This window comes from Photorhabdus laumondii subsp. laumondii (assembly GCF_003343245.1).
Classification (GTDB): Bacteria; Pseudomonadota; Gammaproteobacteria; order Enterobacterales; family Enterobacteriaceae; genus Photorhabdus; species Photorhabdus laumondii.
The window spans coordinates 4,339,300-4,355,385 of the sequence record NZ_CP024901.1 but is presented as its reverse complement, the minus strand read 5'-3'; the positions used below and the strand labels follow the sequence as shown (position 1 = coordinate 4,355,385).

Below are 16,086 nucleotides of genomic sequence, written 5' to 3'. Positions count from 1 at the left end.
CGCTTGACTAAAAGTATCATATCAGGGACTATATATATTATCAATATGAATCTTGACGCATTTTACAGGAGTAGAGGCAATGACCCGCGTTCCCGATACCGATTTAGCCCGCTTAAAGCAAACCGTCTCGTTACTGGGGCTGGCGCGTAAGCAAGGCCGTCCGATGAAAAAACGCGGTGAGGATTATGTGCTGCGCTGTCCGTTCCATAACGAGAAAACGCCCTCAATGGTGATATCGCCTGCTAAGAACCTGTATCACTGCTTTGGCTGTGGCGCAGCGGGGTCGGTGCTGGACTGGGTGATACAAACGGAAGGGGTGACGCTGAAAATCGCTATCCGCCGGCTGCGGGAGCTGGCCGGGTTGCCGGATATGGACAATGCAGTTGTGGCCGCTTCTTCTTTAGCCGCCCCGCCGGAGTCACAGGCGGCACCCCTGCCGCGCCCGAAACTGGCCGACCTGGACGATGACGGGCAGGCGCTGTTGCATCAGGTGATTGATTTTTATCATCAGCACTTACTGGCGTCACCGGAAGCCAAAGCCTGGCTGGCACGACGCGGGCTGAATCATCCTGAACTGGTCAGCCACTTCCGGCTCGGTTATGCGGGTCATCACGGTATCAGCGGTTCCGCGGGATTGTTGCCGTCCAAAGACAGTCAGGAAGGCCAGCAGTTGCGCGGCAAGCTGTCGGGGCTGGGCGTGTTGCGTACCACCACCCGGCAGGACCACTTCCGGGGCTGTGTCGTGGTGCCGATAATCGGCTGGGCCGAATCGGCCAGTGTGGCCAGCCGCGGGCGGGTGCTGCAACTGTATGGCCGCCGAACCCAGCCGGATTACAAAGTGCTGAAAGACAGCCCAAAGCATCTGTACCTGTCCTCACCCCTGGCCGGGGTCTGGAATGAGGCAGCGATGAAAGCCGCTGCGGAAATTATCCTGTGCGAAGCGCTGATCGATGCCATGACCTTCTGGTGTGCCGGGTTCCGTAACGTGATTGCCGCGTTCGGGGTGAACGGGTTTAACCGTGAGCACCTCGAAGCCTTGCAGTATCACGGCGTGAAACGGGTGCTGATTGCCTTTGACCGGGACGAGGCCGGAGACCGTGGCGCGGCTAATGTGGCGGCTGACTTACTGGAAGCCGGTATCGAGGCATGGCGGGTGCAGTTCCCGCCGGGCATGGATGCCAATGACTATGCCGTCAAAAGCGGCAACGCCGAACATGCACTGGGGCTGGCGTTGCAACAGGCGGTCTGGCTGGGACAGGGAACGGCACCGGGCGCGGTGTTCAGCCATGAGCGGCCCGTCTCGCCGGGTGTGACGGAAAAGCCTCACAATGCTGATGTGGCTAAACCGGCTGCTTTAGCCGCCCCGCCGGCGCTGACCGTTGCCCCCGTGCCCTGTGAGCGTACGGCGTCCGGTGAGTTGTTGATGAAAAGCGGCCCCCGGGTCTGGCGGATACGAGGGATGAAAAAATCGCCGGTGCCCGATGTGATGAAAGTCAATGTGCAGGTCCGTGATGAAACGTCCGGCCTGTTCCATGTGGATACGCTGGACATGTATCACGCGCGGCATCGTCAGAACTACATCAGCACGGCGGCGCAAGAGCTGGAATGCGAGCTGTCGGTCATCAAACGCGAAGCCGGGCGGGTATTGCTGATGCTGGAGCAGCAACAGGACGCGCAACAGCAAGCCGACGCCGAAGCCTCAGGGACAACGGCGGTCACGGTCAGCGCGGAAGACGAAGCCGCCGCGCTGGCATTGCTGACATCACCGAACTTAACAGAACAGATTATCAACGACATGGCCGCCTGCGGGGTGGTCGGCGAATCGACCAATCTGCTGACCGGGTATCTGGCGGCAGTCTCGCGCAAACTCGATAAACCGCTGGCCGTGTTAATCCAGAGCAGCAGCGCGGCAGGCAAGAGCAGCCTGATGGATGCCGTGCTGAACCTGATGCCGGAAGAGGAGCGTATCCAGTACTCGGCAATGACCGGACAGAGCCTGTATTACCTCGGCGAAACCAGCCTGCAACACAAAATACTGGCGATAGCCGAAGAGGAAGGCGTGCGGCAGGCGGCTTATGCCCTGAAACTGTTGCAGTCCGACGGCGAGCTGAAAATCGCCAGCACCGGCAAGAACGAGCAGAGCGGCGAACTGGTGACGCGGGAATACAAGGTACAGGGACCGGTGATGCTGATGTTAACGACGACGGCCATTGATGTGGATGAAGAGCTGCTGAACCGCTGTCTGGTGCTGACGGTCAACGAATCGCGCGAGCAGACGCAGGCTATCCACGCCATGCAGCGACACCGCCAGACGCTGGCCGGGTTGCTGGCTGACTCGGAGAAAGGCTATCTGACGCAGTTACACCAGAACGCCCAGCGCCTGTTAAGGCCGCTGAAAGTGGTCAATCCTTACGCCCACCAACTGACGTTCCTGTCAGACAAAACCCGGATGCGGCGCGACCACATGAAATACCTGACGCTGATACAGGCCATTGCCCTGCTGCACCAGTATCAACGTGAAGTGAAGAAAACGACCCACCGCGGGCAGGTCATCGAATATATCGAAGTCACCCAAGACGATATTGCCCTCGCCAACCGGCTGGCGCATGAGGTGCTGGGGCGCACGCTGGATGAAATGCCGCCGCAAACACGCAAACTGTTACTGCTGATACAAGAGATGGTGAACGAACAGGCGCAAATCCAGCACTGCCAGCCAAATGAAGTGCGCTTTACCCGGCGGGATATCCGCGCCTTTACCCACTGGAGCGACAGCCAGCTCAAAAACCACTGTCAACGGCTGACGGAAATGGAATACCTGCTGTTGCATGGCGGCAGCCGGGGGCACCTGCTGCATTATGAACTGCTGTGGGACGGAGAAGACAACGGCGCAGCCCACCTGTGCGGCCTGCTGGATGTCGGAGAAGCGGACTCAGAAACCGCCGGCAGTGAACGCAAGTCTGACCCGGAAGGTCGTAAGTCTTCCCCAAGTCCGGGGCAAGTCTGGCCTGAGTCTGGGGAAGAAAAACCCGCGTCAGCCCGGACAGAACAAGGGCCGGCAGGGGCACAAGTCCGGGCAGATGAAAACGCAGTTATTAAGGAAAATAATCACAGAGGCGCATTGCCCGTACCCGACAGGGATAAAACGCCGGCAGCCGTCCCGACAGGTCATGAGAGCAAGTCTGACTTAAATGAACACCCGTCTGCCTCAAGTCTGGGCCAGGTCCGGGCTAAGTCTGGGGTGAAAAAATCCCCATCCGGGCAGGCAGAGCACGGGTTCAGCGTACCGCAAGTCGGGGTAACGGAAGACACCGTGATAAAAGGAAAAAAGAAAACGCGCCCCTTGTCTGCGCCCGCCCCTCAATCTCAACCGGAGGTCAATCATGGCAAACCGTAAACCCCGCAAGGGGAGCCTTCTGACCGTTAATGACGTCTACCGTCAGCCTGTGGGGCCGGCGCATGACCCGAAGAGCCTGTATGCGTTGTTGCTGCGCTTTGTAGTGTGGCGACAGGAACGGAACTGGTCAGAAAGTACGCTGAAAGTACAGACGCACCATACTTACCACTTTATCCTGTGGGCAACCGAGCGCGGCTTATACTACGCAGCGGATATCACCCGGCCGATACTGGAGCGTTACCAGCGTTATCTGTATCAGTACCGCAAGACCAACGGTGAACCGTTAAGCACCCGGACGCAACGTACCCAACTGGAGCCATTGAAAGTCTGGTTCAAATGGCTGACCAAACAGAATCTGATACTGGCGAACCCGGCGGCGGACATTGAACTCCCCAGACTGGAAAAGCACCTGCCGCGCTATATCCTGACCATCGATGAAACCGAACAGATACTGGCGCAGCCTGACCTGACGACGTTGCAGGGGATACGTGACCGGGCGTTGATGGAGTTGCTCTGGTCAACCGGGATGCGTCGGGGCGAATTAACCCGGCTGGATGTGTACAGCGTTGACGGAAAACGCAAAACGGTGACCATCCGGCAGGGCAAGGGGAATAAAGACCGGGTGTTGCCCCTCGGTGAACGGGCCTTAAGCTGGCTACAGCGCTATCAGCAACAGGTGCGGCCACAACTTATCGTCAATCCAGACGTCAAGGCATTATTCGTCGCAATGGATGGGCTGGACGGCTTACAGGCTAACGGTATCAGCAATCTGGTGACAGCTTATATCAACGCGGTGGGTATCGAGAAAAAAGGTGCCTGCCACCTGTTCCGGCATGCGATGGCAACGCAGATGCTGGAGAACGGCGCGGACCTGCGCTGGATACAGGCCATGTTAGGCCATGCCAGCGTGGAATCCACCCAGGTGTATACGCAGGTCTCTATCCGGGCCTTGCAGGCGGTGCACGCCAGTACGCATCCGGCGGAGCAAATGGCCGACGAAAAAGTCCGCGACGCCGATGAAGTGGGTTTACTGGCCGACCTGTACGCCGACGATAACGCCGATGCCGACACGCCGCCGGACAGCCCAGAGCTGACCTGAACCTCCGATAGCCGCTGAGCGTCCGCCCGTCCCCGTTACGTTGGGCGGGTTCGGTGTGGGGGCAGACCGTGGCCGGACTGCCCGTCAGCCTCGGCGCACGCGGGGGTAAATAGTCGTCAGGCGGCTCAACCACGAGCGTCCCCGTTAAGCCGGTCCAGGCCGCCCAACGCCTATTGAACATAATGCGGGGGAATTATACGCACTGCGCCGGTGAGCCCGGGCAACCGCCTGAGCATCCGTGAGCGGCTTAATGCGTATAATTGGCATTATGTCTTGCGCCCCCGCGGGTCAGCATTGGCAGGTGTGGCGCACAAGGCTGACGCCTTCTGCTGTCAGCGGCTGAGCCAGTCCTCGGCAAAAACCCGTGTTCTTCTTTAGCTGCCGTGCCAACGTCCGGCCAACAACCCTGAAGGCAGGTCGGCCTGCGGCCTCCGCTCATTGACTTCCCCCCGCCCCAACCCCGCTGCACTGGCTGCGCCCGGTTCGCAGTCGCAGGCTCCTTGCTCATTCCCGTGCTCGCCATCGCCGCCCCGTGCAGCCCCCGGGGGCTTCCCTGAACAAAACAAAACCGCGTGGTCATGCAAGGTCATACGCAAACCGAAGCCACAGTGCCTCAGAGCGTCGCAGGGGCGCCGCTTGCGGGCTCTCTGCCGCCCGCGCCCGCAGAACGGGCGTCCGCCGCCCAAGCGAGTTGGGCGACGTTCGCCCGTTGCCGAAAAAGGCGCTACACTGACCAGAGCGCGGCGGGAAAAACCGGCCTTCGGAAGCGAAAAGCGCGTCAGGGGGTTTTGGGTCCGGCGGTGAACGCACATCGGAAAAAATGGGTGGTAACTGACTGAGTGCGCAGGGAAAATCGGTGTTTGGCGGTCAACGTCGCAATGGAATGGGTTGTTGCTGACAATAATGCACTGAGCTTGCCAAAAGGGCTGGCGGATTACGGTCGGTCAGCATCCAGTCTGGCTACCGCTATGCTAAATGAAGGTAAATCCCCTCAAGAGATTTCAGCGGCGTTGTCAAAACATGCCAAAAGTGATCACCTGGAAGGGCAAGATCCGGCAAGAGGATTGTTAGTCGCTTGGGGTGCAGGTGCTTCTGTTGTGGGAGGCACTATAGTGCAATAGATACACTGATAGCGGTAGGAACAGGCGCATTAACTCAAGGTAAAGGAACACTATTTAGCACCCTTGTTAATACAGGAGGCACTTATTTAGGAAGTAAAGTTAAAGGGGAAGATCCTACAACCTCAATGTTAGGTAAAGCAGTTAGTACTGTAATTGGTAATAAAGTGGTTGTGTCGTTTCTTTATAGATGGAATCTTTCTTTTTTCACTTGGAGATGTAAATAAGGTTATTAAAAACAGGGGTATTTATCGGGCTAATAAGTTATTGGTTTATATACTATTACCTATACGATTTACGTAAATTAATAATCAATCCTTGGATTAAGGTTACTATTTGGAGAAGTTTTATGAAGTGTATTAAATGTGAAAACCCAGCATTACATGAATCAGATTTTTGTGCCGCATGTGAAGAGAAATAACTGAATTAAATTGGCGGGTTTCTCTATTTTCCGGCAATAAATATTATCTTTGCAATATTAAGTTCTTTATTTAGTGCATATAAAACAATGACAATCTTGATCTCTGGTTATGATTTTCTCGGTGAATTACGTATCCTTACAGGATTTGAGTTTATACCCGTTATCTTTCAAGTTGCCTCTTTGTTGGCTGCACTCACTCACCGCGGTCACATAGTTACCTATGCTCCCGGGGATTCACTCCCTTTCCGCCGCGATGCATCTTGAAATCCATTGGGTATAAATTAGGATTGAGAGAATCTATTGATTTAGCAATAAGTTTTTCTCCGCATTTTTGGCAGATATAATGACTTTCTCCTCGCAGAATTTTATTATGGCGTCGTAGGGTTAGTTCATGTTGCTGGCAATTACAGTAATAAGTAAAAGTTTGACTACGTACTGAATCGATTTTAAATTTGTGTGTACGGTTAGCTGGAACGTTCAGTACTTCTTCCATCATCCAACGCCACTGTTTCCCATGTGGAGGCACTTTCCCAAAGTAGCGATAAACTAATAGATGAGCTAATTCATGTGGCACAACTTCATCAATAAAAGCTTGTTGGTTTTCAATCAGTAACACTGGATTAAGACGGATTTCCCAATTTTTTATATAGGCACTGCCTGCGGTAGTTCCCCGTTGGCGATAGTTTATTGTAGGTTCAGGAAAATCACGGTTGAGATATAAGTTTGCTTGTTGCAGTTTTTGCCGCAAAGTATTCATGATGGCTTGTTGTAAATAAATTGGAATGCTAGCTGATTTCATGTGTTGAAAATAAATAGGTAAGGATCAGTGAATTCTATTAGAAATCTTTGAACAACCGATAATAATATTTTGAGGGATTCTTCAATCATTAGCTAATGCTAAAAAAGCCAGGTTTGGTTATTCAAACCCGGCTTCCATTTTTATATTTTTACATATTCATCGCTGATAGTTTCAAACCCGCAGCATCACGCAGCGCTTCTGCTTTATCAGTGGCTTCCCACGGGAACTGTGGTCGACCAAAATGACCATAAGCGGCAGTATCACGATAGATTGGGTGCAATAGATCCAGCATCTGAATCAAACCATGAGGGCGTAAATCAAAGAATTCACGTACCAGTAGAGTCAGAGTTGCTGTTGAAACTTTTTCAGTGCCGAATGTTTCCACCATGATGGAAGTGGGTTCTGCAACGCCGATAGCATAAGACACTTGAATTTCACAACGATCAGCCAGACCAGCAGCAACAATATTTTTTGCTACATAGCGTGCAGCATAAGCCGCTGAACGGTCAACTTTGGATGGATCTTTACCGGAGAATGCTCCGCCACCATGACGTGCCATGCCACCGTAAGTATCTACGATAATTTTACGACCAGTCAGACCACAGTCACCCATCGGGCCACCAATGACAAAACGACCGGTTGGGTTAATGAAATATTTGGTTGTTGGATTTAACCATTCAGCAGGCAGTACCGGCTTGATGATCTCTTCCATGACCGCTTCTTGCAGATCTTTCTGACTAATATTTTCAGCATGCTGTGTGGAAAGTACAACCGCGTCAACGCCGACAATTTTGTCGTTATTGTATTGGAAAGTGACTTGGCTTTTAGCATCAGGGCGTAACCACGGCAGTACACCATTTTTCCGAACTTCAGCTTGACGCTGAACCAAACGGTGCGCATAGGTGATAGGCGCAGGCATGAGTACGTCAGTTTCGTTGGTTGCATAACCAAACATTAGCCCTTGGTCACCAGCACCTTGTTGCAGGGGATCTTCACGGTCAACACCTTGATTAATATCCGGTGACTGTTTACCAATGGCACTTAATACTGCACATGAGTTTGCATCAAAACCCATTTCAGAATTAACATAACCAATCTCTCGAACTGTTTGTCGCGTAATTTCTTCAATATCAACCCAAGCGCTGGTAGTAATTTCACCACCAACCATGACCATGCCGGTTTTAACATAGGTTTCGCAGGCAACTCGTGCTTTTGGATCTTGTTCTAGAATAGCATCAAGAACGGCATCAGATATTTGGTCTGCAATTTTATCAGGATGCCCTTCGGAAACAGACTCGGAAGTGAAAAGGTATGTGGTCATTATATAACGTTACCTTAAAATATAATTTCAGTTTGGAAATGGATGGATTAACATCTAGATGGCTATTTTAGGGTAATTCTTATCCATGTGCTAGATTTTTTTAGCTCAGTGAGTCATTTTCATCGGGTGAATAAATAATTTCTTGGTTTGTATGTCAGTTTTGTTCAATTTCATTTTGCAATTTTATGTGATTGCGAGTATAAACTGCGGCCGTAGTTGAACTATTTTTGCTACAGACTCGCAGAAAGCTAACTAGCTTCTGTTTCTCAATCGAGAAAATGGCTCCTTAAATATGAGTCATGTGTGGGGTGAATGGGGTAATGAACCATTATCTGCTGATTGCTTATGGCCAACAGCCACACTTGTCGTCGGATGTATCCGCGTCTTTTTCCTTTCTTTTCAATATGTCTTTAATTCGATGTTATCTGTTGTCAGCAAACAGGCCGGATATGTCGGACAGGCGTATTGTCACTCGGTAATTTTGTCGTTGTTTAGTAGTAACTAAACGCTTTTTACAACCTGAGAGCATGCTGTTCCCTGATATTTCTCAACACGCGAGATTATAGTGTTTTGGGTTATTTATTAATTACAGGCGAAGGCGAAAAACTCTAACTCCCTTAAGGAGACTGCCATGAATGATAATATCGCTCGTAAAATGCAACAGACTTACAATATTGCATATTGGGGAGGGAGTTACTACTACGTCAATGATCTTGGCAATGTTAGTGTGTGTCCAAATCCTGATTTGCCGGGGGCAAAAATTGATCTTGCGGAATTGGTGAAAAGAGTTCAGCAGGAGCAGAAACATTTGCGTTTGCCGGCGCTATTTTGTTTCCCTCAAATCCTGCAACATCGTTTGCGTTCAATCAATGCCGCATTTAAACGTGCCAGAGAGTCATATGGTTATAAAGGCGATTACTTTTTAGTTTATCCCATTAAAGTTAACCAACAACGCCGCGTTATTGAATCACTGGCCAGTTCCGGTGAACCTTTAGGGCTTGAGGCTGGCTCCAAAGCGGAATTAATGGCAGTTCTGGCCCATGCGGGTATGACTCGTACCGTCATCGTGTGTAATGGATATAAAGATCGTGAATATATTCGTCTGGCGCTAATAGGTGAGAAGTTAGGTCACAAGGTTTATTTGGTGATCGAAAAGATGTCTGAGATTGCCCAAGTATTGGAAGAAGCTGAACGATTGAATGTGATCCCGCGCTTGGGAGTCCGCGCACGTTTGGCATCTCAGGGTTCAGGTAAATGGCAAGCCAGTGGCGGTGAAAAATCGAAGTTTGGGCTGGCGGCAACTCAGGTATTGCAATTGGTTGAGACTTTGCGTGCTGTGGATCGACTTGATAGTCTGCAATTGTTGCATTTTCACCTTGGCTCACAGTTGGCGAATATCCGTGATATCGCAACAGGTGTCCGTGAGTCAGCGCGTTTTTATGTCGAGTTACATAAACTCGGGGTAAATATTCAATGTTTTGATGTTGGTGGTGGACTGGGGGTCGATTATGAAGGGACCCGCTCTCAATCTGATTGTTCTGTGAACTATGGGTTGAATGAATATGCCAACAATGTCATCTGGGGTATTGGTGATGCTTGTGATGAGCATGGTTTACCCCATCCGACTGTTATCACGGAATCCGGTCGTGCCCTGACCGCTCACCATACTGTCTTGGTCTCCAATGTTATCGGAGTTGAGCGTAATGAATTTACGCAGACGACACCACCGGCAGAGGATGCTTCCCGCCCACTCACCAGTTTGTGGGAAACATGGCAGGAGATGCACTCTGAAGGAAATAGACGCTCTTTACGTGAATCGCTGCATGATGGTCAACTCGATCTACATGATGTTCATACACAATATGCTCATGGCATGCTGGATTTGACAGAACGGGCATGGGCGGAAGAGTTATATCTGAATATCTGTCGCCGTATTCAACAGGATCTTGATCCAAGTAACCGTGCTCACCGGCCAATTATTGATGAGCTGCAAGAGCGTATGGCAGATAAATTCTATGTGAATTTCTCACTGTTCCAGTCTCTGCCTGATGCATGGGGTATCGATCAGTTATTTCCTGTTTTACCCATTGAGGGACTGGATAAGCCGTTGGATCGCCGTGCGGTATTGTTAGATATCACCTGTGACTCTGATGGTATTGTTGATCATTATGTGGATGGTGATGGTGTAGCCGCGACAATGCCGATGCCCGCTTATGATCCTGATTGTCCGCCAATGATTGGTTTCTTTATGGTGGGAGCATATCAGGAAATTCTTGGCAATATGCATAACCTGTTTGGCGATACAGCGGCTATTGATGTTTATGTATTCGATAATGGCGAAGTGACCTATAACCAAAGTGAAGAGGGGGATTCAGTCGCGGATATGCTGCAATATGTGAAACTGGACCCTAATGTACTGATGGCTCGCTTCCGTGATCAAGTAAAAGGCGCGGATTTGGATACGGGTTTGCAAGAGCAATTTTTACTGGAATTTGAAAGTGGTCTTTATGGCTACACATATCTGGAAGATGAATAATCTTCTGGTGTTAATTAAGCCTCCTGTATACAGGTAATGTTATTTGATATAAACCAGATGCGGAGATGCAGATAAATGGGGTTATCTCAGACATACCCCATTTCGTCATGGCATGTATTCTGGAATTAAATAGCTTTGTTCTGTCGGGAAACTTTTGAGGATATATCTCATGACAATAAGTACCTTGGGCAACCAACAAGATGACTCTCTGGTTTCTAATGCCTTCGGTTTCCTGCGCTTTCCGCTGAATTTCCAGCCATATTCCAGCGATGCAGAGTGGGTAATTACTGGCGTACCATTTGACATGGCAACGTCAGGCCGTGCAGGTAGTCGCCACGGGCCTGCGGCTATTCGTCAGGTTTCTACTAACTTGGCATGGGAAAGCCGCCGTTGGCCGTGGGATTTTAAGCTACATAATTGTCTCAAAGTTGTAGATTGTGGTGATGTGGTCTTCAATTTTGGTGATGCTCAGGATATGAGTGATAAATTACAAGCTCATGCTGAAAAAGTGTTGGCTTCCGGTAAGCGTATGCTCTCTTTTGGGGGTGACCATTTTATTACTTTGCCTTTGTTGCGCGCTCATGCCAAACATTTCGGCAAAATGGCTCTGGTTCATTTTGATGCTCATGCTGATACCTATCCAAACGGTAGCCAATTTGATCACGGTACTATGTTCTATCACGCGCCAAATGAAGGGTTGATCGACCCGCATCATTCTGTACAAATTGGTATTCGTACTGAACATGGACGGGACAATGGTTTTACGGTGCTGGATGCTGATCAGGTTAATGACCGTAGTGTGGATGATTTGCTTGCTCAGATAAAAGAGACGGTTGGCGATATGCCGGTTTACCTGACTTTCGATATCGATTGTCTTGATCCCGCTTTTGCGCCGGGTACGGGTACGCCCGTCATTGGTGGTTTGACAACCGATCGGGCACTGAAATTGCTGCGTGGTTTGCAACCGCTAAATATTGTCGGTATGGATGTGGTGGAAGTTGCTCCAGCTTATGATCAGTCTGAAATTACGGCTTTGGCAGGTGCAACTATTGCACTAGAGATGCTTTATTTACAGGCGTCTAAGAAGCGTTAAGTAGTACATAGTCTTAATATAGTTTTAGGGGATATATAGTTCTAGGGGATAGTGAAATAAGCTCGTACTGAGTTGTGGCGCTATCCCCTTGAAACTTAGCTATTATTTGGATTGGTGTAACCTTTATATGCTTTTTTGGTACCCTTTATCGTGTTTCACTTGCTACCTTCAAAATTGAGATGCCGCAGTACTGAACTGGGCATCTATGGCGTACTTTTTGAATCAAAGAATGATATTTTTTAGCGTTATTGTCGTGCTACTGCTAATTTCTTTTCTTTTTCCCACGCATGAGATTCAGCGTTTCTACTGCCATTGAGAAGAACATAGCAAAATAGATGTAACCTTTAGGTATATGCACTTGTACACTTTCCAGAATAAGGGTAAAGCCTACAAGGATTAAGAATGACAGCGCTAGCATTTTGACGGAAGGGTGACGGTCAACGAATTCACCGATAGGACGAGCGGCGAGCATCATAACACCGACGGCTATGATAACGGCTGCCATCATAATGAATAGATGATCGGACAGACCAACTGCGGTGATGACTGAATCCAGACTGAAAATAATGTCCAGCAACATAATCTGGATGATGGCCCCCAGAAAGGAGTGAACAGGGCGTTTTAGCTCTCCTTCATTGTCACCTTCTATCGCTTCGTGGATTTCTTTGCTGGCTTTCCAGATCAGGAACAGACCGCCAAAGAATAGGATTAAGTCACGGGCAGAAATATCATGCTCAAAAACTGTCAATATCGGGGAGGTCAGCCGAATAACCCAGGCAATAGATGCTAACAGCGCCAAGCGCATTAGCATTGCACCCATTAGTCCGATCTTACGTGCTTTGTTTTGTTGATGGTTAGGGAGTTTTGCCACAACAAGTGACAAAAAGATAATGTTATCAATCCCTAAAACGATTTCTAGAATTGTCAGGGTGGCAAGTGCCATCCAGGCGTGGGGATCAACAATCCATTCTAACATTGCTTATTAAAACCTTAAGGTAAAAATCTAATTATACGCGTGATTAGATGTAAGGTAAGTATGTCGATGTAAAAATCAGTCAGAGCTCAACGTTAAATCAAAAAATGACGAGCCAGTAGGGGAGCAGTGAAATTTTTCCTTAGATAGAACCCGCGAGGCAGAGTCATAATAGGCTGGCCGTGTACGCCGATTGCTTCGGTTAATGCTTTGCTGTTAGCCGCTTTTGGGCGCAACTGTAATACTTCGCCATGACGGGCGGTAACGCTCTCTACTTTGCCAAGCACGATGAAATCCATCAATTCTTCCCAGTCGCGACGTAGTAACTCTTCTTCTTCTTGATTGGGACTCCACAATAAAGGAGAGCCAACCCGGCGTTTGGCTAGAGGAATTTCCCGTTCACCTTCAACAGGTATCCACAGCACCCGCGATAATTTGCGTCTAACATGACAGCTTCCCCAGGTAATACCACTGTTCCCTGTTAATGGTGCAACGCAGACAAATGTTGTCTCCAGTGGATAACCTCTTCTGTCTACCGGGATGGTTTTAAGCTCAATACCGATATGTTCGAAATCTTGCTCTGGCTTACTGCCGGCACTTGCACCGAGGTAATATTCTAGCAACATGCCTACCCAGCCTTTATCTCGTTTCAGATTGGGTGGGATAGGTAAATTTGCTTTTGCCGCGAGTTCTCCCATTGATAAGCCAGCCAGAAGCTGGGCGCATTCAAACAGTTGTTGTTCGTTGTCTGGTGGCGATGGAGGGGAAAAAAGAGTGTTCATTTGAGATATCCGTTTTTTAGGTCAAAAAACAGCCTTAGTTTCTGTGAATAATAAATCTGAGGTTCATTCAATAGCTAAAAAGTGATAATAGCATGATATACAAACATTTTTTATTGCTGTTTCAAATATTGTAAAATTGACTGCCGTTCTTGTTCACCTATTGCCGGTAATAATGAACAGGATCTTACACTATGTTATCCACAGTTTTATGGGATAAGTAGACAAAAATGAGATCACTGGTTTGATTTACAGGTTTGACTAACACTTTTTTCTACAAAAACCGCTGTTTTTTGCTTAACTAAAAAGCATAACCTGTGGATAACATGATGTTTGATTGTTTTTTGTTCTCATCAACTAACGTCGTCCATTATAGCTGTGATTGACGCTAGAAATAGCGAGGTAAATAGCTGCTATTTCAATGAAAAGTAAATACTATTTCATTTTTTGTCTATAGATTGATAATTCATAATATAAAGCTATACCTGAATTACCCTTGCCTTTTTCACATAGATATCCACAGAAAAAGTGAATAAAAGCAAGTTTGCACACCTGTGTATGTTCATAACTCTGGCTTTTTCTGTGAATTACCCTTCATATGGGTTGAACCAGGCAGATTTGAAATCAAACCAACCAAAGGTGTTCATTTTGACTCCCCGCATACTTCTTTGTCCCTGTAACTCAAGCCAGTGGTGGAACAGTGGATGCAGCCAATGTTCATCAACTATTTTTTCGCACCACTCTTCAAGCGATAACTCTTGTCGTCGCCATTGTGATACTTCTTTACTTAAGTCATTACCAAGGCATTTTTTCAATAATGGCATCTCGTACAGCGTAGCGAACAGCGAAAACTCCAGAGGATTATAAAAGTTGGCGGTAGCAAGCCAGAAGTCACTTTCGGTGTTACCATTGAACCATGTGTCATAATCCACGATGTTGATTTTCAATTCGACGCCGCATTTGGTCAGTATGGCTTGAAGGATCTGGCTGATTGTGTGGTATTCGTGATGTTGATGACAAAGCGTGACGGTCAGATGGGTAATATCCTCTGGTTTGTTCAATTCGGATATGAGCTTACTGTGATGCCAGCGTAGTAATAAACCATAAGCAGGTGACCAATGGCGTTGATAAAAGGGGTCACAATGCGCTAGCAGATTGATCGGTGTTAGCAGGCTGCATAGCCATTGGCGAACGTCTTCTCTCTTACATTTAGTTGAACGATGGTCATGTAATAGGAAATAACAGCCTTCTTCTATCCTGCTATCTAGCGAGTTATTATCCGTGCTGTCACTTTCCAGATGCAGAGTTGTACAAACCAGTTTCTCGGCGAGTTCTGGTAGAAACCATATATTCACCTGATCAATCAGTGCCCGAAAGCCAAAGTAATTATCAAAGGCACGAATTTGTAGTTTCTGAGCGCTGTTTTTTATGACCTGGTAAGGGCCGGTTCCCACTGGCATACGAGAGAAGTTCGGTAACTTTTGCCACTCTTGAGGCAAGATCATGGCATGTGGGCTGCCGATTAATAAAGAGAGCCAGAGATCAGGTTCTGAAAGAAAAATATCAATCACATAGGGGGTGGGCGTGGTGACTTTTTCAATATGAGAAAAAAGGGGCAGGTTGCGTAATCTTTGTAGCGAAGCGATGACATCCGCCATCTGTAATTCTCTGCCGTGGTGAAAATGGATAGCCGGGCGTAGATAAAAGCGCCAATGATTTGAGGATAATTGTTGCCAATGATGAGCTAAGTCAGCTTCTGGTTCCCCATTTTCCTCATTTATTCGGGTTAGGCTATTAAATATCTGCCTGACCAGATGAATTTCAGAACGGCGTAAAGGTGAACCGGGTAGAAGATTAGGGAAGGGGCGATAATAGAGTATCCGCAGTAAGTTTTTTCCCTGACGGAAACGGCGTTCAATCTGGGATAGTACCATATGGCGGACTGTATCTTTATCACCAACCAGTTGGACCAACTTCTCAACGTTATGTTGCTCAAGCAACTCTTCCGCTCGTTGTTGTTGAAGTTCCCATCCATCACGTAAGAAATTCAGTTGAGAACGTTTCCCTCGACCAGACTCAGCCTGCCACTGTAACCAGCCCGCTTTCTGCATATTGTTGAGCAGTGAACGGATATGGCGTTTTGAACAATGCAGTACATTTGCCAGTTCTTGTAACGTGGTTTCAGCCTCTTTTCCTTGATGGTGTTGCCATAATCGAATGAATTGTTGTTGTAAGCGTGAACTGGGCATAAAAGAGGAACTCCAGAGTATTATTCATCAATTTTTATTTCCTTATATTGAGACGATAATTATCCATATTGAAAGTAGCTCAATAGGCCAGACGAAATCTGGCTTCTCCCCCAATTTTCTTGAGTAATGGTGATTTGCCAGCCAGTAAGAAAGCTTACTGGCTTTTTTTCTTATTGTACATTATGTACTCCCCGCTTCTTTTTTACATATCAGTTTAAAGCGAGTAATAATCCGGTATTGGAGGCGTTTTGTCCAGCCACTATAGCTATTTCTATCTGTTAATTTCTTTTAAATGTGATATGGG

General features: G+C 48.2%; 11 protein-coding genes and 1 pseudogene. 6 read left to right on the top strand and 6 right to left on the bottom strand.

Going from position 1 to position 16,086, the window contains the following annotated elements; genetic code table 11:
- Positions 1-79 precede the first annotated feature (79 nt).
- Together PluTT01m_RS19005 and xerC are read left to right on the top strand one after the other, a co-directional pair.
- Positions 80-3,394, top strand: a complete 3,315-nt coding sequence (locus PluTT01m_RS19005) for a CHC2 zinc finger domain-containing protein (RefSeq protein WP_011145462.1) — start codon at positions 80-82, stop codon at positions 3,392-3,394.
- Positions 3,381-4,493: a site-specific tyrosine recombinase XerC gene (xerC, locus tag PluTT01m_RS19000; RefSeq protein ID WP_011145461.1), complete on the top strand. Its 1,113-nt coding sequence runs from the start codon at positions 3,381-3,383 to the stop codon at positions 4,491-4,493. The genes PluTT01m_RS19005 and xerC overlap by 14 nt, the downstream gene beginning before the upstream one ends.
- 247 nt (positions 4,494-4,740) lie before the next feature.
- Here xerC and PluTT01m_RS18995 read toward each other — a convergent pair whose 3' ends face one another.
- A complete protein-coding gene (locus PluTT01m_RS18995; protein ID WP_162096531.1) occupies positions 4,741-5,001 on the bottom strand; it encodes a hypothetical protein in 261 nt (86 codons plus the stop codon).
- 352 nt (positions 5,002-5,353) lie between these two features.
- Between PluTT01m_RS18995 and PluTT01m_RS27705 the strand changes: the two genes are divergently transcribed.
- Positions 5,354-5,614, top strand: coding sequence for a hypothetical protein (locus PluTT01m_RS27705; protein WP_228957057.1), 261 nt, complete (start codon positions 5,354-5,356; stop codon positions 5,612-5,614).
- A 725-nt stretch (positions 5,615-6,339) separates the two neighbouring features.
- Here the strand turns inward: PluTT01m_RS27705 and PluTT01m_RS18980 are convergent.
- Positions 6,340-6,831, bottom strand: a pseudogene (locus PluTT01m_RS18980) (SprT family zinc-dependent metalloprotease); the annotation flags it as partial.
- A gap of 148 nt (positions 6,832-6,979) precedes the next feature.
- Positions 6,980-8,152: a methionine adenosyltransferase gene (gene metK / locus PluTT01m_RS18975; RefSeq protein WP_011147846.1), complete on the bottom strand. Its 1,173-nt coding sequence runs from the start codon at positions 8,150-8,152 to the stop codon at positions 6,980-6,982.
- Positions 8,153-8,444: 292 nt separating this feature from the next.
- Here metK and PluTT01m_RS26250 point away from each other — a divergent pair, with 292 nt between their 5' ends.
- The 3 genes from PluTT01m_RS26250 (at position 8,445) to speB (ending at position 11,781) form a co-directional block, all read left to right on the top strand.
- Positions 8,445-8,657 (top strand): hypothetical protein, encoded by a 213-nt coding sequence (locus tag PluTT01m_RS26250; protein WP_011147845.1) that lies wholly within the window; start codon positions 8,445-8,447, stop codon positions 8,655-8,657.
- Between the two features lie 126 nt (positions 8,658-8,783).
- Positions 8,784-10,688: a biosynthetic arginine decarboxylase gene (gene speA, locus PluTT01m_RS18970; protein ID WP_011147844.1), complete on the top strand. Its 1,905-nt coding sequence runs from the start codon at positions 8,784-8,786 to the stop codon at positions 10,686-10,688.
- A 169-nt stretch (positions 10,689-10,857) separates the two neighbouring features.
- Positions 10,858-11,781 carry an agmatinase gene (gene speB, locus PluTT01m_RS18965; protein WP_011147843.1) on the top strand — a complete coding sequence of 308 codons (924 nt, stop codon included), beginning with the start codon at positions 10,858-10,860 and terminating at the stop codon, positions 11,779-11,781.
- Between the two features lie 262 nt (positions 11,782-12,043).
- Here the strand turns inward: speB and PluTT01m_RS18960 are convergent, their stop codons facing one another.
- From PluTT01m_RS18960 to sgrR, 3 genes are all read right to left on the bottom strand, one after another.
- Entirely contained in the window at positions 12,044-12,757 is a 714-nt protein-coding gene (locus PluTT01m_RS18960; RefSeq protein WP_011147842.1) for a TerC family protein, read from the bottom strand.
- A gap of 92 nt (positions 12,758-12,849) precedes the next feature.
- Positions 12,850-13,536 (bottom strand): DNA mismatch repair endonuclease MutH, encoded by a 687-nt coding sequence (gene mutH / locus PluTT01m_RS18955; RefSeq protein WP_011147841.1) that lies wholly within the window; start codon positions 13,534-13,536, stop codon positions 12,850-12,852.
- A 584-nt stretch (positions 13,537-14,120) separates the two neighbouring features.
- On the bottom strand, positions 14,121-15,782 hold the full coding sequence (sgrR, locus tag PluTT01m_RS18950; protein WP_011147840.1) for an HTH-type transcriptional regulator SgrR: 1,662 nt from the start codon (positions 15,780-15,782) through the stop codon (positions 14,121-14,123).
- Between the last annotated feature and the right edge of the window lie 304 nt (positions 15,783-16,086).

Excerpts from the sequence above, each read along its gene's own strand:
- mutH (WP_011147841.1), bottom strand. The coding sequence starts at position 13,536 with ATGAACACTCTTTTTTCCCCTCCATCGCCACCAGACAACGAACAACAA.
- PluTT01m_RS18960 (WP_011147842.1), bottom strand. The coding sequence starts at position 12,757 with ATGTTAGAATGGATTGTTGATCCCCACGCCTGGATGGCACTTGCCACC.
- PluTT01m_RS19005 (WP_011145462.1), top strand. The coding sequence starts at position 80 with ATGACCCGCGTTCCCGATACCGATTTAGCCCGCTTAAAGCAAACCGTC.
- metK (WP_011147846.1), bottom strand. The coding sequence starts at position 8,152 with ATGACCACATACCTTTTCACTTCCGAGTCTGTTTCCGAAGGGCATCCT.
- xerC (WP_011145461.1), top strand. The coding sequence starts at position 3,381 with ATGGCAAACCGTAAACCCCGCAAGGGGAGCCTTCTGACCGTTAATGAC.
- PluTT01m_RS18995 (WP_162096531.1), bottom strand. The coding sequence starts at position 5,001 with ATGAGCAAGGAGCCTGCGACTGCGAACCGGGCGCAGCCAGTGCAGCGG.
- sgrR (WP_011147840.1), bottom strand. The coding sequence starts at position 15,782 with ATGCCCAGTTCACGCTTACAACAACAATTCATTCGATTATGGCAACAC.
- speB (WP_011147843.1), top strand. The coding sequence starts at position 10,858 with ATGACAATAAGTACCTTGGGCAACCAACAAGATGACTCTCTGGTTTCT.
- speA (WP_011147844.1), top strand. The coding sequence starts at position 8,784 with ATGAATGATAATATCGCTCGTAAAATGCAACAGACTTACAATATTGCA.
- PluTT01m_RS26250 (WP_011147845.1), top strand. The coding sequence starts at position 8,445 with ATGAGTCATGTGTGGGGTGAATGGGGTAATGAACCATTATCTGCTGAT.